We start from the raw sequence: 20,239 nt of genomic DNA on the forward strand, positions 1-20,239 counted from the left end.
GGATTAGCATCCCTGCCCAAGGCTGGCCGCAAGTGCCCCGGGAGGAAGCCAATGCAGAAACTGCAGTCGCAGGGCGTCCATCACATTACGCTGGTCGGCGCCGGGCGCCAGACCTCGATCGATTTCTGGGAGGGCGTGCTCGGCATGCCTTTCATCTTCGAGCAGCCTAACCTCGACAAGGCGAGCGAGAGCCATCTCTATTTCGATCCGGGCGACGGGCGGCTGATCACCGTCTTTACCGATGAGAGCCGCGAAGCAGTCAAGCGGCGCACGCCGACCGACACTGGCTGCGTCCACCACATCGCGTTTTCTGTCTCGCGCGTGACCTTCCTGCAGGCGGTGGCGCGGCTCGACGAGCGCGGCATCAAGCATAGCGGCGTCAAGGATCGCGGCTTCATGGATTCGATCTATTTCGAGGATGCGCTCGGGTTGCTGATCGAGCTTGCCTCCTATCGTTTCGAGCCGCCGGCCGGCTTCAGCCATGCCGACGTGCTTATGGAGGCGCACAAGATACGCGTCGCGCGCAAGGACTATGCGATCGCGGAGATGCATCTGGCCGATGCGATCCAGGCGCTGGTCGAGCGCTCGCGCGCAACCTTGTCGTCGGACAGGGCGCCGAGAAATCCATACTGAGCAAGCCATAGGGAGGGATAACAATGGCAAAAGCTGCAGCAAAGAGCGCGAAGAGACCGGCGGCAAAGGCAGCCGCAAAACCGGCAGCCAAGGGCGCGAAGGCGTCGGCGGCCGCTAAGGTGACGGCAAAGGCGGCCTCTAAAGCGACGGCAAAAGCCGCGCCTAAGGCAGCAGCGAAAGCAAAGCCGGCCAAGAAGCCCGGCATCAAGCTCAGCATGCTGAAGCCCAGCGTCAACAACATGACGGTGCGCGTGTTCGCCCGCGCCGCCGGACTCGATCCCGCCGAAACCGACGCCTGGGGTTCGACGCGCTCGCCGGAATTCCTGGCGCGCAACCCGGCGCATCTGACGCCGATGATCGAGGACAAGGGACTACCCAGGGGCGTGCTCTGGGAAAGCTGCGCCATCATGCAGTATCTCGCCAACAAGCACGGGCTGGAAAAATTCTACCCCAAGGCGCCGGCCAGGCGGGCGATGATCGACAGCGCCATGTTCTATCTGGTCGGCACGCTTTATCCTTACGTCGCGCGCGCCACCTATCCGGCGCTTGGCTTCCCGCAATATGCCGGCGAGGTCGGTCACAGCGACGCCCATCCCGACAAGAAGGCGGAAGCGCAGAAGGCGGCGATGGCGGCAATCGCCGAACCGCTCGAGGTGTTTCATTCCTTCTTCCGCGACGGCAAGCCGTTCATCGGCGGCAGCAATCCGTCGATCGCCGATATCAGGCTGGCGGCGACGCTCGAATTCCTGGCGGTGATCGACTACGCGCTGCCGGGCTGGGCGAAGGACTATATGGCGGCGCTGGAGAAGAAGCTCGGCAAGGCCTATGCGGAACCGGCCGGCGACGTGCGCGGCTACATCGCCTATGTGAAGTCGCAGGCCAAGGCCTGAAGATGCCGGGTTAAGGTTTCGTTTACTAAAGCCCTGTCTACTGGTTTCAGTCCTCGCCGCGACCACGGATGTACTGGCGCCAGGGTGAGACAGGAAAAAGGTCGGCTCCGTGCCGGCCTTTTGCTTTTTTCCCTCGCGCGGCAATCACGACAGTATGATTCCGCCTGCGCCGGCGCCGGCGAATTCCTATTGTCATCCTCGAAAGCGGTCGTACCATTGCCCTTGGGGCGTGGAGCAGGCAACGAGGACCGCGATGGCAAAAGCAATGGCATTCTCGATTGTTGCAGCCTTGCTCGTGGCATCCTATCCCGCCGGGGCGGAACCGCTCAACAACATGAACGAGGTCGGCGCCGCCTTGCTGGCCTGCTGGAAGCCGCCGGCAGAGTCCGACAACTCATCGGTCACGCTAAGCTTCGGCTTCAAGCGCGACGGCACGCTGATCGGGCCGCCGAAAGCGACGGCTATCAAAGTCAAAGGCGATGACGCGGCACGCAAGGCCTATGTCGATGCGGCGACCAAGGCGTTGAACGATTGCCTGCCGGTCAGCTTCTCGCCGACGCTCGCCAAGGGCGTAGCGGGGAACGTCTTCACGCTCCAGTTCAACTCGCCGAAGAAATAGGTGCCTCAGGCCAAAGTGCGTGCACGCCTGATTTGGGCGTGCTTTTCCAGCTCCGGCATCTCGAAGACATAATCGTTCCAGGCGGATTGCGGAATCTGGCCCGCCAGATAGCATTCGAGCAACAGGTTCTGCTCGGGTGTCAAATGCCTCGGCGCCCATTCGTGATCCAGCCCAAGCGAGTGGATCAGGTTCCTGGTCAGGCCAGAGACGGTGAAGTGAATAGACATCTTCAGTCTCCCTTACACTGCGCTGATCGATAGATTGCCACGCAATCCCGGACCGTAAGCCGCTTCACACTTTTCCCGGAATTGCTCCAACGCCAACAACGCCCGATGCAGGCCAAAGGTTTCATCATCCATACGTGATCGAACCGGCTGCCCGCTCTCGGCCGGTTCAAAAAAATAGTTTTTCGGCTGCCGTCTCAACCTTGAGATGAAAGCGCAATATTCGTTTCACCTGATTGAGTGTAACAGTCAAAAGTGTACACGAAAGCTCTCGGTTAATCTTGCTATTCTTGAGAGCTAGCTCAATCAGCCGGTTTTGATTCCAAGCAGTTTAGATGGCCGGTTGTCCCGGAAACGCTGCGCACGTCCGGGCGATATGCATCAATCGCAAACGACGCGGAAACGCCGGCCGTTTTCGCTGACATTGCGGCAGGCAAGCGTCCGTTGCGGGTCGGACGGATCCTCGGACAGCTGCGGGTCCGCTGATGCCGGTTTCGGTCTTGAGTATCTGCGCGGCTCCGGTCCGGGCGGCGTGTATGGCGGTGGCGGAAACACATCGGACACGATCTGCCGCGAAGGCGCCGTTCCCGGCGGGACCCTATCCCATACGCGCCTGACGTCCATCCGGCTCGGCACGATCACCGTGCCGTCGTCGCTGCGCGTGCAGCCGCCTGCCGTAAGCAGCGCCGGACAAAGGACAAAAGCCGCGAATCGAACGAACATTAGCAACACCCCATAAGTCTTATAATGCGTCATTGCCCTTGTCGCCAACGGGCGGATTACCGCAGCCGGCGCTTAAAGCGCGTCGCGCCGAAACGGATTCAGGCGACGCGCTTCGAGTCTTTGCTTTGATGCATGTTGCCGCAGGATCGCTGCGGACTTTTGCGCGACATGCATCAGGTTCGACCTTACCCAACGGCATGCGGCACAAGCGGTTGCAAATCGTTATGGTTAGCGGTCCGTTAATGCTTGTCGGGCACATTCCGCCGACGAACCGGAGAGGGTTCGGCCTTGGGGGTAGGGATGGCGGATACGGACGGAACTTCCGAAGCGCTCGGCAAACTTCGGATGATGGTTGATTCGATGCCGATCGGCGTCATGGTGCTTGACGGCGATTTGCGGGCCGAGGTCATCAACAACGCCTTCTACGAGTTCTGGAAGATCGACCCCGGCCGTGCCCGGACGGGTTGCACGCTGCGCGATCTCATGGAGGCCAGCCGCGAGGCTGATCCTTATGGCGCCGACGATGCGACGTGGCAGCTCCACATCGCCGAGCGCGAGGCTGAAATCCGCGCCGGTGTAGCCGGCTCCAAGCAATTGCCGCGCACGGATGGCCGCACGCTGATCGCCTCGCTGTCGCCGCTGCCCAACGGCAAGCGGCTGCTCTCCTATCTCGACATCACCGACATGAAACAGCGTGAGATGGAGGCCGAGGATACGCGCCGGAATCTCGCCACCGTGCTGGAGTCGCTGCCGGCCGGAGTCATCATCTACGACCGCGACGACCGGTTCGTCTTCGCCAACCGCAAACTGCAGGACACGCTGCCGGCGCTGAAGCCGGCCTGGCAGCCAGGCCGCAGTTTTCGTGAAGCCTTGGTGCTTGGCCATTCGGCCGGCTATTTCCGCTCGAGCGGCGATCCCGCGATCGACAGTCTCTACGGCGTCGACAGAGAACGCTGGCTCGACGCCATGCTCAGGCGCTACCACTTGCCCAATTCGTCCTATGAGCGGCTCAATCCCGACGGACGCTGGTACCAGGTCTACGACATGCGCACTGAGGACGGCTTGTTCATCGGCGTGCGCGTCGACATCACCGACCTCAAGAGCCGCGAGGAAGCGCTGCGCGACTCCATGCGCCAGATCGACCTCTACCGGCAAGTCATGGACGAATTGCCGGTGGCCGCGTTCATCAAGGCCAACGACCTCAGCATCGAGTTCGTCAACAAGGCCTGGTGCGCGCTCACCGGCCTTGCCAAGGATGACGTTTTCGGCAAGAGCGATCGCGAGCTTTTCGCCGGCGGCGAGGCCAATGCCTTCGCCAATGACGACACCGAAGTCCTGGCGACCGGCGTAGAGCGCGAGGTCGAGGAGGCGGTCACCAGCCGCGACGGTAGGGTGCGGCAGTTGATGACGCGCAAGAGCCGCCTGGTGACCATGGACGGTTCGGTGCATCTGGTCGGCTCCAGCACCGATATCACCGACGTCAAGGCGCGCGAGCAGGCGCTCAGGGAAAGCATGAGCGAGAACGAGGTGTTCCGCAGCCTCATCGACAACGTGCCGGTGTCGATCTACGCCAAGCGCTCGGACCTCAGGCAGTTCTATGTCAACAGGGGCTGGTGCGATCTCACCGGCTTCAGCAGGGAAGAGGCTGTCGGCAAGACCGATATCGAGGTCTTCGGGTCGGACGGCGAGGCCTTCGTCGCCAGCGACATGGCCGTGCTGCGCACCGGCGAGACGCAGGAGATCGAGGAGACGGTGACGCTGCCCGACGGCAGCGTCAGACATCAGTTCGCCCGCAAGGGCGCGATGATAGCCTCCGACGGCTCGCTCTATCTCATCGGCTCGACCACCGACATCACCGAGCTAAAGCGGCGCGAGGCCGAGCTCAGTGAAGCCCGCCGGCGCGCCGTGCTTGCCGACCGCGCCAAGTCGGAATTCCTGGCCAATATGAGCCATGAGATCCGCACGCCGATGAACGGAGTTCTCGGCATGGCCGAACTGCTCGCCAAATCCGAACTCGATCCGAAGCAGAAGACATTCACCGACATCATCGTGAAGTCGGGCAACGCGCTGCTCACCATCATCAACGACATCCTCGACTTCTCCAAGATCGACGCCGGCCAGTTGGTGCTCGACCCGGCGCCATTCAACCTCGCCGAGGCAATCGAGGACGTAGCGACATTGGTGTCGACGCGCGCCAAGGAAAAGGACCTCGAGCTGATCGTGCGCGTCCAGCCCGGTCTCGAAGGCCTGTTCGTCGGCGATGTCGGGCGCATAAGGCAGATCGTCACCAACCTGCTCGGCAATGCGGTGAAATTCACCGACGAGGGTCACGTGCTGGTCGATGTCATCGGTGAGTGGGTTCCGGCGGGCGCCAAGCTTACCATCTCGGTCACCGACACCGGCATAGGCATCCCGGAAGACAAGCTAAAGCTGGTGTTCGAGAAGTTCAGCCAGGTCGATACGTCCTCCACCCGCCGCCATGAAGGCACCGGGCTCGGCCTTGCCATCACCTCGCGCCTGGTCGAGCTCATGCATGGCGAGATCGGGGTCGACAGCGCCGAAGGCAAGGGATCGACCTTCTGGTTCACCGTGACGTTGCCCAAGGCGGAGCAGGGCGGCCAGCGCATAATGCCGGTCGACGTCACCGGGGCGCGCGTGCTGATCATCGACGACAATGCGGTCAACCGCTCGATCCTTAGCGAGCAAATGGCGTCGTGGACGTTCGATTCCTGCGCGGCCGAAAGCGGCGCCGAAGGGTTGAAGGTGCTGATCGCCGCCGCCGCCTATGGCGTGCCGGTCGACTGCGTCGTGCTCGACTACCAGATGCCGGGCATGAGCGGGGCCGAGATGGCGCGCATCGTGCGAAACACGGAGGGGCTGGCGCATACGCCGATCATCATGCTGACCTCGGTCGACCAGTCGCTCGCCAACACGGCCTACCGCGATCTCGGCATCGATGCGCAGTTGATCAAGCCGGCGCGCTCTTCCGTCCTCCTGGAGACGCTGGTCGCCACCATCCAGCGCCATCGCCACAGCGCGTCGGCGCCGGCGACAGTCGATGCCAATGCTGCCCCAACGCCCACGCCGGCCGCGCGCACGGCAGTCGCGGAACGCGCCATGCTGCAGCCGCCGCCCGTGCGGGTGCGCCCGCGGCCTCCAGGCGACGAGCGCGGGCTCGACATCCTGGTTGCCGAGGACAATGAGGTGAACCAGCTGGTGTTCACGCAGATCCTCGGCGAGACCGACTACCGCTTCGAGATCGTCGGCAATGGCCGCAAGGCGCTCGACGCCTTCGGCAAACTCAATCCGCGCATGATCCTGATGGATGTGTCGATGCCGGAGATGAACGGGCTGGAAGCGACCGGCGCCATCCGCCGGCTCGAGGAAGAGACGGGCACGCATGTGCCGATCGTCGGCGTCACCGCGCATGCGCTGAAGGGCGACCGCGAACGCTGCCTGGAAGCCGGCATGGACGACTATCTGCCGAAGCCGATCAGCCCGCGGGCTCTGGTCGAAAAGCTCGAGCGCTGGTTGTGTGCGGACGCGGAGATGCGGCGCAACGCCGGCTGAAGCGGGCTTTGAAGAGCATGATCCCAAAAAGTGAGAACCGGTTCTTGGAAAAGATCATGCTCCAACTCAACAAGGAGCGACACAGTCTGGTTGACGTATACGTATGGTGCGATCGCACCATATGAAAACAAACGCGAAGCCGGGAAAATAGCTGTCATTGATTCCGCCATTCGATTACGGGCGGGAGCAGCGACCGCCAACAATGGAAACAGCGTCGACTCTACCCCAACGGACCTGTTTTTGGCGATGAGCTGGGCCATGATCCGCTCTGGCTTTCAGGCAACGCACTCTCGTCCGGATTTTATTTCCCGGCGGCCGTAACCCGGCCGCCGGGATAAATTTTGTTTCAAAGGCCCGACAAGTCGCTGATTCCGACGGCAAACTCCCGCCGCCCGCCAAGGGCCGTGGACGGCCTGCTCGGACAGGCCTGTCCAGCCGTTACCGGGCTGACATGAAACTGTCATGCGACTGTAATAATCGAAGGCTATGCCCCTCCTCGGGCGCCGACAGAAATGGGTGCCGAGAGACCATATTCCGAACAGGAGCAGGCCATATGAGACACTTCATCCGCTCTGCGGTCGTTGCGATTGCAATGGCTGCGGCATCCACCATCTCGATTTCCGCCGCGATGGCGGCCGACATCTCCGGCGCCGGCGCCACGTTCCCCTATCCGATCTATGCGAAGTGGGCTGACGCCTACAAGAAGGAGACCGGCATCGGCCTCAACTACCAGTCGATCGGCTCCGGCGGCGGCATCAAGCAGATCAAGGCCAAGACCGTGACCTTCGGCGCCTCCGACGCGCCGCTGAAGGGCGAAGACCTGGATTCCATCGGGCTCGCCCAGTTCCCGATGGTGATGGGCGGCATCGTGCCGGTCGTCAATCTCGAAGGCGTCAAGCCGGGCGAACTGGTTCTCGACGGCCCGGTCCTGGCCGACATCTTCGTCGGCAAGATCACCAATTGGAACGACGAGGCGATCAAGAAGCTGAACCCCGACGTCAAGCTGCCCGACCAGGCGATCGCCGTCGTGCACCGCTCCGACGGTTCGGGCACCACCTTCAACTTCAGCTACTATCTGGCCGACGTCAGCGCCGATTGGAAGTCGAAGGTCGGCGTCAACACCGCGCTCGAGTGGCCGGTGGGCATCGGTGCCAAGGGCAACGAAGGCGTCGCCAACAACGTCGCGCAGACCGGCGGCGCGATCGGCTACGTCGAATACGCCTACGCCAAGCAGAACAAGCTCATCTATACCGACCTGATCAACAAGGACGGCAAGAAGGTCGAGCCGACCGCGGCCGCCTTCTCGGCCGCGGCTGCCAATGCCGACTGGAGCTCGAAGCCGGGCTACGGCGTCATCCTGGCCAACCAGGCGGGCGCCGAATCCTGGCCGATGACCTCCGCGACCTGGATCCTGGTCTACAAGAAGCCCGACGACACGGCCGCCACCGGCGAAGCGCTCAAGTTCTTCGCCTGGTCCTACGGCAAGGGCGACGAAATGGCCGCCGGGCTGGACTATGTTCCGATGCCCGACGCCGTCGTGAAGAGCGTCGAGGAGATGTGGGCGAAGGACATCGTCGACAGCAACGGTAAGCCGATCTACTCCGGCATGTAATCTGCGCAAGAAAGGGAGGGCGCTTCCGGCGCCCTCCTGTCTCTCTTTTTGTAAATGCGAGGGGCTAAATGAGTGCCGTTTCCGAAGCCGTGACAAGTTCCGGCGCGCGGACCAGGGAAGCGATAGTTCGCCGCTTTGCCTTGACCGACACGATCTTCCGCACGGCCACGCGACTTTCCGCCATCCTGGTGCTGGTGCTTCTGGGTGGGGTCGCCATTTCCCTGATCACCGGTTCCTGGCAGGCGCTGTCGAAATTCGGCTTCTCCTTCCTGACGACCGAGTCGTGGAATCCGGTCACCGAAAATTTCGGAGCGCTGGCGCCGATCTATGGAACCATTGTCACCTCGGCCATCGCCATTCTGATCGCCGTGCCGATCGGCATCGGCATCGCCGTTTTCCTGACCGAGCTCTGCCCGCGTCCGCTGCGGCGTCCGATCGGCATAGCGGTCGAGCTTTTGGCCGGCATCCCGTCGATCATCTACGGCATCTGGGGCCTGTTCGTCTTCGCGCCGTTCCTGCAAACGACTGTGCAGCCTTTTGTCATCTGGCTGTTTCATGGCATTCCTGGCCTCAACGGCCTGTTCGCCGGCCCGCCCTACGGCATAGGCATGCTGACGTCGTCGCTCATTCTTGCCATCATGGTTCTGCCGTTCATCACATCGATCACCAAGGACGTGTTCGACACGGTGCCCTCGGTGCTGAAGGAATCGGCGTACGGCATCGGCTGCACGACATGGGAAGTGACGCGCCGCGTGGTCATCCCCTATACCCGGGTCGGCATCATGGGCGGCGTCATGCTCGGTCTCGGCCGCGCGCTCGGCGAGACCATGGCCGTCACCTTCGTCATCGGCAACGCCCACCGCATCAGCGCATCGCTGTTTGCTCCGGGCACGACGATTTCGGCGACCATCGCCAACGAATTCACCGAGGCCGACGGCGAACTCTACACCTCCTCGCTGGTGGCGCTCGGCCTGATCCTGTTCATCATCACCTTCATCATCCTCGCCATCGCGCGCTACATGCTGTTGCGCATCGATAGCAAGGCGGGAGCCTGACCATGTCGACAGCCATGTCGCTTCACCAGCGCCGCAAGCGCAAGAACGGCGTGATGATGGCGCTGTGCGTCATCGCCGCCGGCATCGGCCTCGCCTGGCTGGCGCTGATCCTCGGCGCGCTGGTCTACAAGGGCCTGTCCGGCCTCTCGCTGGCGGTCTTCACCGAAATGACGCCGCCGCCCGGCGAAGCCGGCGGCCTGCTCAACGCCATCTATGGCAGCATCGTGATGACCATCATCGGCATCGTCGTCGGAACGCCGATCGGCGTTCTGGCCGGCACCTACATGGCCGAATATGGGCGCTTCTCGAAGCTGACCACCGTGGTGCGCTTCATCAACGACATCCTCTTGTCGGCGCCCTCGATCATCGTCGGCCTGTTCGTCTACGAACTGATGGTGCGGCCGATGGGCCATTTCTCGGCCATCGCCGGCGCCGTCGCGCTGTCGATCCTGGTGATCCCCGTCGTGGTGCGCACCACCGAGGACATGCTGAACCTGGTGCCCAATGCGCTGCGCGAGGCCGGCACCGCCATCGGCGCTCCGCGCTGGGTGGTCATCCGCTCGGTCGCCTATCGCGCGGCACTGTCTGGTATCGTCACCGGTATCCTGCTCGCGATCGCCCGCATCTCCGGCGAGACGGCGCCGCTGCTCTTCACCGCGCTCAACAACCAGTTCTGGTCGAGCAATCTCAATGCCCCGATGGCCAGCCTGCCGGTGACCATCTTCCAGTTCGCGCTCAGCCCCTATGAGGAATGGCAGCAACTGGCTTGGACGGGCGCACTCATAATCACCCTGACGGTTCTCGGGCTGAGCATCTTTGCCCGCAGCCTGACCGGACGCAGAGAGGACAGATGAAACCGATGTTGTCCACCGACCTGAACGTAGCCGACACGACCGTCGAGAAGGCCAAGATCGAGGTCAAGGACCTCAACTTCTACTATGGCCAGTCGAAGGCGCTGAAGGGGATCAACCTGTCCCTGCCGGAGCGCAGCGTGACCGCCTTCATCGGGCCGTCGGGCTGCGGGAAGTCGACGCTGCTGCGCGTGCTCAACCGCATCTACGAGCTCTATCCGAAGCAGACCGCCGAGGGCCAGGTGCTGCTCGACGGTAAGAACATCCTCGATCGTTCGCAGGACCTGAACCTGTTGCGCACCAAGATCGGCATGGTGTTCCAGAAGCCGACGCCGTTCCCGATGTCGATCTACGAGAACATCGCCTTCGGCGTCAGGCTCTATGAGAAGATCAGCAAGGCCGAGATGGACAATCGCGTCGAGCAGGCGCTGAAGCGCGCCGCGCTCTGGACCGAGGTCAAGGACAAGCTCAACGCCAGCGGCCTCAGCCTCTCCGGCGGCCAGCAGCAGCGCCTGTGCATCGCCCGCACGGTTGCGGTGAAGCCCGAAGTCATCCTGCTCGACGAGCCGGCCTCGGCGCTCGATCCGCTGTCGACCGCCAAGATCGAGGAGCTGATCGACGAATTGCAAGCCGACTACACGATCGTCATCGTCACCCACAACATGCAGCAGGCGGCGCGCGTGTCGCGGCAGACGGCGTTCATGTATCTGGGCGAGCTGATCGAGTTCGACCGGACCGAGAAGATCTTCACCTCGCCGCGTGAGAAGCGCACGCAGGACTACATCACCGGCCGCTTCGGCTGAGTTCATACGAGGACACCAATATGGCCGAACATACCGTCGCTTCCTTCGACGAGGATCTGAGGCAGATCAGCCGGCTGGTCAACGACATGGGCGATCTCGCCGGTTCCATGGTCGGCGCGGCGACCAGGGCACTGCTCGAAACCGACAATGCGCTGGCACAGCGCGTCGTCTCCGACGACGCCATCATGGACGCGCGCCAGCGCGAGCTCGACGACCGCGCCATCACGCTGATCGCCAAGCGCCAGCCGATGGCCGACGACCTGCGCAATGTCGTCGGCGCGATCCGCATGGCCGGCGATCTCGAGCGTATCGGCGATCTCGCCAAGAACATCGCCAAGCGCGTCGGCTCGGTCGGCATAAGTGCTGCGCCGCGCGATCTCACCCACTCGATCGACGGCATGGCGCAGATGGTGCTGATCCAGGTGCAGGGCGTGATCGAGGAATATACTGCCGGCGACGCCACGGCGCTCGCCAAGCTCAGAAACGACGACGAGCGCATCGACGTCAAATACACCTCCGTCTTCCGCGAGCTCTTGACCTACATGATGGAGGATCCGCGCAACATCACGGCTTGCACGCATCTTCTGTTCTGCGCCAAGAATCTGGAGCGTATCGGCGACCATGTCACCAACATCGCCGAGAATGCCTATTATGTTCTGACCGGCACGCAACTGCCCGCCAACCGTCCGAAGCAGGACGAGACGGCGATGTCGGCGCCGGCGGCTTGACGGAAAAGGTTGCCTGTCAATGATCGCGCCACGCATCATGGTGGTGGAGGACGAGGAGCCGCTGGGGGTGCTGCTCCGCTACAATCTCGAATCCGAGGGCTACCAGGTCGAAGTGGTGGCCCGCGGCGACGAGGCCGAAATCCGCCTGCAAGAAAACGTGCCCGACCTTCTGGTGCTCGACTGGATGGTGCCCGCGGTGTCCGGCATCGAGCTTTGCCGGCGCCTCAGGATGCGGCCGGAAACCGAGCGACTGCCGATCATCATGCTGACCGCGCGCGGCGAGGAAAGCGACCGCGTGCGCGGCCTGTCGACCGGCGCCGACGACTATCTGGTGAAACCGTTCTCGACGCCGGAGTTCATGGCGCGCGTGAAAGCGCTGCTGCGGCGCGCCAAGCCCGAGGTGCTGTCCAGCGTGCTCAAGGTCGGCGACATCGTGCTCGACCGCGAATCGCACCGCGTCTACCGCAAGAAGAGCGAAATCCGGCTCGGTCCGACCGAGTTCCGCCTGCTCGAATTCATGATGCGCCACCCCGGCCGAGTGTTCTCGCGCAGTCAGCTGCTCGACAATGTCTGGGGCGAGACGATCTATATCGACGAGCGGACCGTTGACGTGCATGTCGGCCGCTTGCGCAAGGCCGTCAACAACGGCCGCATGCCGGACGTCATCCGCACCATCCGCGGGGCGGGCTACGCGATCCGCGAAGATTAGACCCAGGGCACCAAAGTTCTGACGGGCTCGGCGCTTCCGACATCCATGCTGGTGGGTGGCCGAGCCACTTGTGCTTCGTCATCCACGGGCGGAGCAAGGAGCGCAGCGACGCAGAGCAGACCCGAGGATCCATGCCGTGACGTCGACGCGCCGCCACGGTGCAGAATTCTGCTCCGCTGCATCCGACGACTGAGGTAACGGCATGGATTCCAGGGTCTCCGCGACGGAGCTTCGCTCCTGCTCCGCCCTGGAATGACGAATCTTCAGGGCCTTCGCCAATCTCCAGCGCCTGGCGGGACGCTCGGAAATCGACGATCACTTCAAAGCCGCTCAGGCGACGTGCTTGCCCGTCCGCGCCTGCATGCCCGGCGCGAAAATCTCCTGGTCGACGAAGTTGAGCGCGCGCATGGCGCAGCCTTCGCGGATCAGCGGCAATTCGTTGGGTTCGGTGTCGAAGGAGATGGATTTTGAGTGCTGGCCGCCGGCGGTCTGGGCGATCGCCTCGCGCAGCGCCGGCTCGATCAGGTCGAAGGCTGCGGCGCTGACGCCGACCATGGCAACGGGCGCCGGGTCGATCAGCGCGAAAAGGCTGCCGAGGCCGAAGCCCAGCGCTTGGCCCGCCCGGCGATAGGCTTCGCGCTCCGGACCGTCGCCCTGCCGGGCCTTTATCGCAAGCGCGCGCATTTCGGGGTCGCCGACATCGGTCGGCTCGGCGTCCTCGCTCAACCCCATGGCGCTGCGCCAGATGGCATAATTGCCGGCATAGGCCTCGACGCAGCCGCGGCGGCCGCAACGGCAGAGCGCGCCGCCGGGACGATGGATCATGTGGCCGAATTCGCCGCCCGAGGAATGCGTGCCCATGAAAAGCTCGCCCTTCAGCACCAGGCCCATGCCGATGCCGTGCGACAGGAGGATGGCGATGAAATTGTCGCGGTAGCGGGCCGGGTCGCGCCATTGCAGCGCCACCGCCATCATGTTGCAGTCGTTCTCCATTGCGGCGGGTATGGCGAATTCCTTCTCCAATATGTCGGCGAAAGGAATATCGGTCAGCGGCGTGATCGGCGACCACAGCATGGCGCGGGCGTGCGAGTCGGTGATGCCCTGAATGCCCATGGCGATGCGGGCAACGCTGCCGACGTCGAGATCGGGATCCTCCAGCCGGCGCCGCACGATGGCGACGCATTCGCCGATCAATTGCTCGCGCGGCATGGTCAGCGTGTCGAGGCGGCGCTGCTCCTCGGCGACGACCTGGCCGGCATAGTCGATGACGGCGACGGAGAGGAAGTTCAGCGACAGCACCACCGTCACCACGGCCGCGGCCTCCGGGTTCAGCGCCAAGCCGATCTGCGGCCGGCCGCGTTTCAGCGATGCGGCGGGCTCATTGGCCTTGCTCTCCGTCAGGATGCCTTCGTCGATCAGATCGGATGAGATCGCCGAAATGGTCGAATGGCTGAGCCCGGTGGTGGCCGCGATCTCGGTCCGCGACGGCTGGCCGGCCCGGCGCACGGCCGCGATCACCATGGCACGGTTGCGCCGGCGCAAATCGTCGTGGCGTATCCCGACCGACATTTGTCTGCCATTCCTCCCCGGTCACCGCAGGCCTATGATGATGCCATGGCCTGCCGGTGACACGCCAGCGATACTCGCAGAAGCCGAAACGCCTGTCATTATTTATTGCGAAACTCGAAAAAAATGCCAAGTCCCATCAAAAGCCATCAGAATCGGAGTTGACAGCGCGGTTTGGCTGGATCAGTATTTTTTTGAGGCTCGAAAAAAAGGGCCTTTGTGCCGGCCTTCGGGCCAGTCTGGTCGCGCCGCTCAGGGCGCAGGGAGGATATCATGAAGAAATTCGCAGCCGCCATTCTGGCGGGCGTCGCCATGTCGTTGACATTGGCGTCGGTCGCTGAGGCGAAGGACAAGGTCATCGGCGTGTCGTGGTCGAACTTCCAGGAAGAGCGCTGGAAGACCGATGAGGCAGCGATGAAGGCCGCGATCGAAGCCGCCGGCGACAAATACATTTCCGCCGACGCGCAGTCCAATCCCGGCAAGCAGCTGACCGATGTCGAGAGCCTGATCTCGCAGGGCGCCAACGCGCTGATCATCCTGGCACAGGACGCCTCGGCGATCGGCCCGGCCGTGCAGAAGGCGCTTGACGAAGGCATTCCTGTCGTCGGCTACGACCGCCTGATCGAGAACAAGGACGTCTTCTACCTGACTTTTGACAACAAGGAAGTCGGGCGCATGCAGGCGCGTGAGGTGTTCAAGGCCAAGCCCGAAGGCAACTATGTCTTCATCAAGGGTTCGGGCTCCGACCCGAACGCCGACTTCCTGTTCTCGGGCTCGATGGAAGTACTCAAGCAGGCCATCGACACGGGCAAGATCAAGAATGTCGGCGAGGCCTATACGGACGGCTGGCTGCCTGCCAACGCGCAGAAGAACATGGAGCAGTTCCTGACCGCCAACGACAACAAGGTCGACGCGGTGGTCGCCGCCAATGACGGCACCGCCGGCGGCGTCGTCGCGGCGCTGACCGCACAGGGTCTTGCCGGCACCGTTCCGGTTTCGGGCCAGGACGGCGACCACGCGGCGCTCAACCGTATCGCGCTCGGCACCCAGACCGTGTCGGTGTGGAAGGATGCGCGCGAGCTCGGCAAGAACGCCGCCGAGATCGCCTCGCAGCTCGCAGACGGCAAGAAGAATGCCGACATCGCCGGCGCCAAGGACTTCACGACCCCGGGCGGCAACACCGTCAAGTCGCTGTTCCTGACGCCGATCGCGATCACCAAGGACAATCTCAACGTCGTCATCGACGCCGGCTGGATCAAGAAGGACGAAGTCTGCGCCGGCGTTGCCGCCGGCAGTGTCAAGGTTTGCAACTGAGTTTGCCGACTTCGATCAAAAATCCTGCGCCGCGGCCTGGAGCGGTTCGTTGAACCGCTCCAGCGCCTGGCTGCTGCAATCCCGGGGAAAACCGCCAGACACTTTTCCCCGGGATTGCTTTGAGGCCGCAGCGTTTCTCCTCAAAGAGTTTTACGTTTCCGCCTCCGGCGGATAGCTTCTAGGCTGGCTCCGGCATCCGCGTCAGACGGGCAGGCCGGCGGGAGGAAATCATGACCGACACGACGTCCACCCCACAGGCGGACACGGCGCGCGCGTCGGAACTCGGCGCCGTCGCCCGGTTCCTTAAGGCGACCGAACTCGACACCCGCATGCTCGGCATGGTCGGCGCGCTGCTGATCATCTGGGTCGGCCTGCACGTCCTTTCGGGCGGCCTTTTTCTGACGCCGCGCAACCTTTGGAACCTGTCGGTGCAGACGTCCGCCGTCGCCATCATGGCGTCGGGCATGGTGCTGGTCATCGTCATGCGAAACATAGATCTTTCCATCGGCTCGGCCGAAGGGGTGATCGGCATGGTGATGGGTTTTGCCCAGGTGCACTTCCTGGTGCGCTTCGTCGGGCTCGAGCTCGGCAATCCCTGGATCTGGGTGCTGGCGCTGGTCATCGGCTTGGCGCTTGGCCTTCTCATCGGCGCCTTCCAGGGCTTCATCATCGCCTATCTCGAAGTGCCGGCCTTTATCGTCACGCTGGGCGGCCTGCTGGTCTGGCGCGGCGCTGCCTGGTGGGTGACCAGCGGCCAGACCGTGGCGCCGCTCGACGCCACCTTCCAACTGATGGGCGGCGGGCCGGCCGGATCGATCGGCGCGACGTGGAGTTGGGTCGTCGGCATCGTCGCATGCCTTGCCGTGGTGTTCGCGCTGTTCAACGGACGCGTCCAGCGCAAGCGTTTCCGCTTCCCGCTCCGCCCGATCTGGGCAGAGACGCTGATGGGCGCCGTCGCCTGCGCCGTCATCATGGGCGCGGTCTGGGTGGCCAATTCCTATCAATGGCCGGCCGGTATCGTGAAGCGCTACGCGGAGGCCAACAACATCGCCATTCCCGAAGGCGGGCTGTTCATTGCGCACGGCATAGCCATTCCGGTGCTGATGGCAATCGCGGTCGGTCTGGTCATGACCTTCATCACCAACCGTACGCGTTTCGGCCGTTATGTCTTTGCCATCGGCGGCAATCCGGAGGCCGCCAATCTGGCCGGCATCAACACGCGCTGGATCACCATGAAGGTGTTCATGATCATGGGCGTGCTGGCAACGATCGCCGCGGCGATTTCTTCGGCCCGGCTGAATTCGGCAACCAATGCGCTCGGTACGCTCGATGAGCTCCTGGTGATCGCAGCCGCCGTGATCGGCGGCACATCGCTCGCGGGCGGCTCGGGGACCGTCATCGGGGCCATGCTCGGCGCGCTTTTGATGCAATCGCTGCAATCCGGCATGGTGCTGCTCGGCGTCGACTCGCCGCTGCAGAACATCGTCGTCGGCGCCGTGCTGGTGATCGCGGTGTGGCTCGACACCGTATACCGCAAGCGCGTCTGATCGGACACAGGGAGGAAAAGTTCATGGCTGAGACATCCGCTCCCGCAGGCGTGCCGCTGGTCGACATGCGCAACATCTCGATCGCTTTCGGCGGCATCCGTGCCGTCGACGACGCGTCGGTCGATCTCTTCCCCGGCGAGGTGGTGGCGCTGCTCGGCCACAACGGTGCCGGCAAATCGACGCTGATCAAGATCCTGTCCGGCGCCTACAAGCGCGATGCAGGCCAGATCTTCATCAACGGCGAGGAGGCCCCGATCTCCAATCCGCGCGACGCCAAGAAATACGGCATCGAGACGATCTACCAGACGCTGGCGCTGGCCGACAATGTCGACGCCGCCGCCAATCTGTTCCTCGGCCGCGAGCTGATGACGGGCTGGGGCACGCTCGACGACGTCGCCATGGAGGCCGAGGCGCGCAAGGTCATGGGCCGGCTCAATCCGCGCTTCCAGCGATTCAAAGAACCCGTCGTCAAGCTCTCGGGCGGGCAGCGCCAATCGGTGGCGATCGCGCGCGCCATCCTGTTCAACGCCCGCATCCTGATCATGGACGAGCCGACAGCAGCACTTGGGCCGCAGGAAACGGCGCAGGTCGGCGAGTTGGTCAAGCAGCTCAAGGCCGACGGCATCGGCATCTTCCTGATCAGCCATGACATCCATGACGTGTTCGAGCTCGCCGACCGGGTCTGCGTGATGAAGAACGGCCAGGTCGTGGGCACCGCCCGCACCAGCGACGTCACCCAGGACGAGGTGCTCGGCATGATCATCCTCGGCAAGGTTCCGCCCGGCGCCATTCCGGGTCCGGGGGCGTTGAAGATCGCCGCTTGAGCCATAAAGATAGTCGGCTAATTAACGTTTGCTTGATGTACCAGCCATGATGATGGCTTGGCCGCGCCATTGTGTTGGCGCGGAGACTTGCCCATAAAGGTCCTCGACCGTCCACGGGCCGCATCCTTGATTTGAAGAAGCTCTTTCCGATCGTTGCCTTTGTCGCCGTCGCGCTGATCAGCCTGACGATGGCGGGCTTCGCCTATTTCGCCACGCAGGAGGCGGCGCGGATCAAGTTCGAGGGCACGGCAGACGACGCGCTCAACCGCATCGAGAGCCGCATCGACCTGCATCTGTCGCTGCTGCGTTCGACGCAGGCGCTGTTCGACGCCCGCAACGGCGACATCACGCGCGGCGAATTCAACGCCTTCTTCACCGCGCTCGACATCGACGGCAATTTCGCCGGCCTGCGCGGCATCGGCTTCCTGAGGCTGGCCAAGACCGGCGACGAGGCGGCGGTCGAACGCGACATCCTGCACGATCACGGGTCGGCCCATCCGGTCTATCCGGCCACCGCCGAGCCATGGCGCACGCCGATCGTGCTGTTCGAGCCGCTCGATACGTCCAACCAGTCGATCATCGGTTACGACATGTTCACGGAGCCGGTACGCCGCGCCGCGATCGAGAAGGCAATGGCCGACGACGAGCAGCATGCGAGCGGGCTGGTGCAACTCGGCCAGGGCACCGGTTCGGCGCAGACCTATACCGGCTTCCTGGTCTTCGTGCGGCTAAACGTCGAAACCGCGCCCGACGCCATCAATGCAAGCCGCTCCTCGACGGCCGGCTTCCTCTACGCGGCGTTCCGCGCCCAGGACCTGTTCCAGACCGCGCTCAGCCGCGCGCCGCTGCTGCCGGTCAATGTCGAGGTCTATGACGGCAAGCCGGAGGCCGGCAACCTCTTCTTCCGGTCTGAGGCGCCGCCCGCCGAACGCATCGGCGCGAAGCTTCTGGCGCGCCGCGAGATCGTCGTCGCGGGCCGGCCGTGGACCCTGCTGTTCAGGCCGACAGGCGCCTTCGAACCGCCGTCCTCGCGCGCCATCCCGGTGATGCTCGGATTGTTCGGCCTGCTGCTGGCCGGGGCCATCGCGCTGGTGGCCCGCTACCAGGAGCGCGCCTATGACGCCAAGTCGGCGCTGCACGAGGCGACGGAGAAGAGCCTGCTGGAGAAGGACCTGATCCTGCAGGAGATGAAGCATCGCATCAAGAATTCGATCACGCGTGTGCTGGCGATCGCGCGGCAGACCGCCTCGCAGGCTACCGATGTGAAAGAGTTCTCGGCATCGTTTTCGGCGCGGCTCCAGGCGATGGCCGCCTCGCAGGACATGCTGACGCGCTCGCGCTGGCAAAAGGCCGATCTCGGCGATCTCTTGCGCATCGAACTCGGCCAGGTGTTCGGCAAGGATCTGCCGGAAGGCATCCTGTCCGGTCCGGAGGTGCTGCTCGACGAGACGACGACGCAGGCGCTCGGGCTGACCTTCCACGAACTGGCGACGAATGCGCTGAAGTATGGCGAAGCCGGGAACGCCGTTGGCGCGCTCAAAGTCGACTGGCAGGTCGAAGGCCGGGACAAAGAGCGCGTGTTGGTGCTCAACTGGCGCGAAGCCGGCCAGAAAAACCTCGAGACGCCGACCAAGACCGGTTTCGGTACCAAGCTGATCGATCTCAACGTCACGCGCGAACTGCGCGGCACGATCAAGCGAGATTTTCAGAAGGCCGGGCTGAAGGTGGAGATCAGAATTCCGCTGGCTGTCTGAATAGCGACAAGTCGGGGCAGCCGAATCAGCGGACCAAGTCAGCGGGAAGCGGAGCCGGTTGCGGTCCCCGCTTCCCCAAGATTATCGGATCAGTTGCAGCGGGCCCAGTAGGTCGTACCGTCACGGCCACGATACTTGCAGCGGCCAGTTTGCACGTTCCGGTACAACAATCCGGACCCGGCGCCCACAGCCGCGCCGACCAGCGCACCCTTGCCGCCACCGACCAGGCCGCCGATACCGGCGCCGATCAGGCCGCCGCCGACGACATCCTGCTCGGTGCTGGTGCAGCCGCTGACAGCGACCACGGCAACCATGGCAATGATCATCTTCCGCATAGAATTGCTCCTCACTTTGTCCTCACTTTTGGCAGTGCCAACAGCCGTTTAGCACGAAAATTTGAGCTTTGCCCGCCTCATCTTACTGTTGGCTAAGATAGTCTTTTTCGGCGCGCGTGCCTGCCGAGGCAAGGAGCGTGCCCGAAACCTGGAGCGATGCATTCAGACTGCCGTCCGGCAGCACATTCCAGACGATCTGGTCGTAGTCGTCCTCAAGCGCGGGGTCGACGGCGAGACACTCACCTACGATATGCGGCGCCCGGCCTCGCAGGTCGCCCAGCGCAAAGGGCCTTTCGGCGGCGCAGGCTTCGCCGGTCTCGAAGACGGCGACAGGCACGTTGAGCTCACGGCAGTCGGTCATTGCGTTCGAACAGCCGACGACGAACAAAAGTGCGGCGATATGTTCCATGGCGGCAACCCTCTCGCCGCAAAGAACGATTCTCACCCGCCAAAAGTTCCTGAGCCGGACTTCAGTCGGCGCC

General features: G+C 63.4%; 18 protein-coding genes. 14 read left to right on the forward strand and 4 right to left on the reverse strand.

Annotation, left to right across the window (positions count from 1 at the left end):
* The first annotated feature begins 51 nt into the window (after positions 1-51).
* From FJ988_RS24575 to FJ988_RS24585, 3 genes are all read left to right on the forward strand, one after another.
* The gene (locus FJ988_RS24575; protein ID WP_140820939.1) at positions 52-633 is read left to right on the forward strand and encodes a VOC family protein; all 582 of its coding nucleotides are present in this window, start codon (positions 52-54) and stop codon (positions 631-633) included.
* A 23-nt stretch (positions 634-656) separates the two neighbouring features.
* Positions 657-1,523, forward strand: coding sequence for a glutathione S-transferase family protein (locus FJ988_RS24580; protein ID WP_140820940.1), 867 nt, complete (start codon positions 657-659; stop codon positions 1,521-1,523).
* A 265-nt stretch (positions 1,524-1,788) separates the two neighbouring features.
* The gene (locus FJ988_RS24585; protein WP_140820941.1) at positions 1,789-2,142 is read left to right on the forward strand and encodes a hypothetical protein; all 354 of its coding nucleotides are present in this window, start codon (positions 1,789-1,791) and stop codon (positions 2,140-2,142) included.
* A gap of 5 nt (positions 2,143-2,147) precedes the next feature.
* Here FJ988_RS24585 and FJ988_RS24590 read toward each other — a convergent pair whose 3' ends face one another.
* Positions 2,148-2,369, reverse strand: a complete 222-nt coding sequence (locus FJ988_RS24590) for a hypothetical protein (RefSeq protein WP_140820942.1) — start codon at positions 2,367-2,369, stop codon at positions 2,148-2,150.
* 1,098 nt (positions 2,370-3,467) lie between these two features.
* On the opposite strand from FJ988_RS24590, the gene FJ988_RS24600 reads away from it, so the two are divergent.
* From FJ988_RS24600 to phoB, 7 genes are all read left to right on the forward strand, one after another.
* Positions 3,468-6,659, forward strand: a complete 3,192-nt coding sequence (locus tag FJ988_RS24600) for a response regulator (protein ID WP_407067849.1) — start codon at positions 3,468-3,470, stop codon at positions 6,657-6,659.
* Positions 6,660-7,212: 553 nt separating this feature from the next.
* Positions 7,213-8,271, forward strand: a complete 1,059-nt coding sequence (gene pstS, locus FJ988_RS24605) for a phosphate ABC transporter substrate-binding protein PstS (RefSeq protein ID WP_140820943.1) — start codon at positions 7,213-7,215, stop codon at positions 8,269-8,271.
* Positions 8,272-8,339: 68 nt separating this feature from the next.
* Entirely contained in the window at positions 8,340-9,326 is a 987-nt protein-coding gene (gene pstC / locus FJ988_RS24610; protein WP_140820944.1) for a phosphate ABC transporter permease subunit PstC, read from the forward strand.
* 2 nt (positions 9,327-9,328) lie between these two features.
* Positions 9,329-10,180, forward strand: a complete 852-nt coding sequence (gene pstA / locus FJ988_RS24615; RefSeq protein ID WP_140820945.1) for a phosphate ABC transporter permease PstA — start codon at positions 9,329-9,331, stop codon at positions 10,178-10,180.
* Positions 10,177-10,980: a phosphate ABC transporter ATP-binding protein PstB gene (pstB, locus tag FJ988_RS24620; RefSeq protein ID WP_140820946.1), complete on the forward strand. Its 804-nt coding sequence runs from the start codon at positions 10,177-10,179 to the stop codon at positions 10,978-10,980. Before pstA ends, pstB begins: the two co-directional genes overlap by 4 nt.
* 20 nt (positions 10,981-11,000) lie before the next feature.
* Positions 11,001-11,708, forward strand: a complete 708-nt coding sequence (gene phoU / locus FJ988_RS24625; RefSeq protein ID WP_140820947.1) for a phosphate signaling complex protein PhoU — start codon at positions 11,001-11,003, stop codon at positions 11,706-11,708.
* A 19-nt stretch (positions 11,709-11,727) separates the two neighbouring features.
* Positions 11,728-12,417: a phosphate regulon transcriptional regulator PhoB gene (phoB, locus tag FJ988_RS24630; protein ID WP_140820948.1), complete on the forward strand. Its 690-nt coding sequence runs from the start codon at positions 11,728-11,730 to the stop codon at positions 12,415-12,417.
* Positions 12,418-12,747: 330 nt separating this feature from the next.
* On the opposite strand, the gene FJ988_RS24635 is transcribed toward phoB, so the two are convergent.
* Positions 12,748-13,986 carry an ROK family protein gene (locus FJ988_RS24635; protein ID WP_140820949.1) on the reverse strand — a complete coding sequence of 413 codons (1,239 nt, stop codon included), beginning with the start codon at positions 13,984-13,986 and terminating at the stop codon, positions 12,748-12,750.
* Between the two features lie 270 nt (positions 13,987-14,256).
* Between FJ988_RS24635 and xylF the strand changes: the two genes are divergently transcribed.
* The 4 genes from xylF (at position 14,257) to FJ988_RS24655 (ending at position 19,422) form a co-directional block, all read left to right on the forward strand.
* Positions 14,257-15,297: a D-xylose ABC transporter substrate-binding protein gene (xylF, locus tag FJ988_RS24640; protein WP_140820950.1), complete on the forward strand. Its 1,041-nt coding sequence runs from the start codon at positions 14,257-14,259 to the stop codon at positions 15,295-15,297.
* A 230-nt stretch (positions 15,298-15,527) separates the two neighbouring features.
* Positions 15,528-16,844 (forward strand): sugar ABC transporter permease, encoded by a 1,317-nt coding sequence (locus FJ988_RS24645; RefSeq protein WP_140820951.1) that lies wholly within the window; start codon positions 15,528-15,530, stop codon positions 16,842-16,844.
* 23 nt (positions 16,845-16,867) lie between these two features.
* A complete protein-coding gene (locus tag FJ988_RS24650) occupies positions 16,868-17,668 on the forward strand; it encodes an ATP-binding cassette domain-containing protein (protein ID WP_140820952.1) in 801 nt (266 codons plus the stop codon).
* A gap of 131 nt (positions 17,669-17,799) precedes the next feature.
* Positions 17,800-19,422: a CHASE domain-containing protein gene (locus tag FJ988_RS24655; RefSeq protein ID WP_140820953.1), complete on the forward strand. Its 1,623-nt coding sequence runs from the start codon at positions 17,800-17,802 to the stop codon at positions 19,420-19,422.
* 89 nt (positions 19,423-19,511) lie between these two features.
* On the opposite strand, the gene FJ988_RS24660 is transcribed toward FJ988_RS24655, so the two are convergent.
* Together FJ988_RS24660 and FJ988_RS24665 are read right to left on the reverse strand one after the other, a co-directional pair.
* Positions 19,512-19,757 (reverse strand): YMGG-like glycine zipper-containing protein, encoded by a 246-nt coding sequence (locus tag FJ988_RS24660; protein WP_140820954.1) that lies wholly within the window; start codon positions 19,755-19,757, stop codon positions 19,512-19,514.
* An 82-nt stretch (positions 19,758-19,839) separates the two neighbouring features.
* Positions 19,840-20,166 carry a hypothetical protein gene (locus FJ988_RS24665; RefSeq protein ID WP_140820955.1) on the reverse strand — a complete coding sequence of 109 codons (327 nt, stop codon included), beginning with the start codon at positions 20,164-20,166 and terminating at the stop codon, positions 19,840-19,842.
* Positions 20,167-20,239: the final 73 nt, after the last annotated feature.

The sequence above is a fragment of the Mesorhizobium sp. CU3 genome (genome assembly GCF_006442965.1).
Taxonomy (GTDB): Bacteria; Pseudomonadota; Alphaproteobacteria; order Rhizobiales; family Rhizobiaceae; genus Mesorhizobium.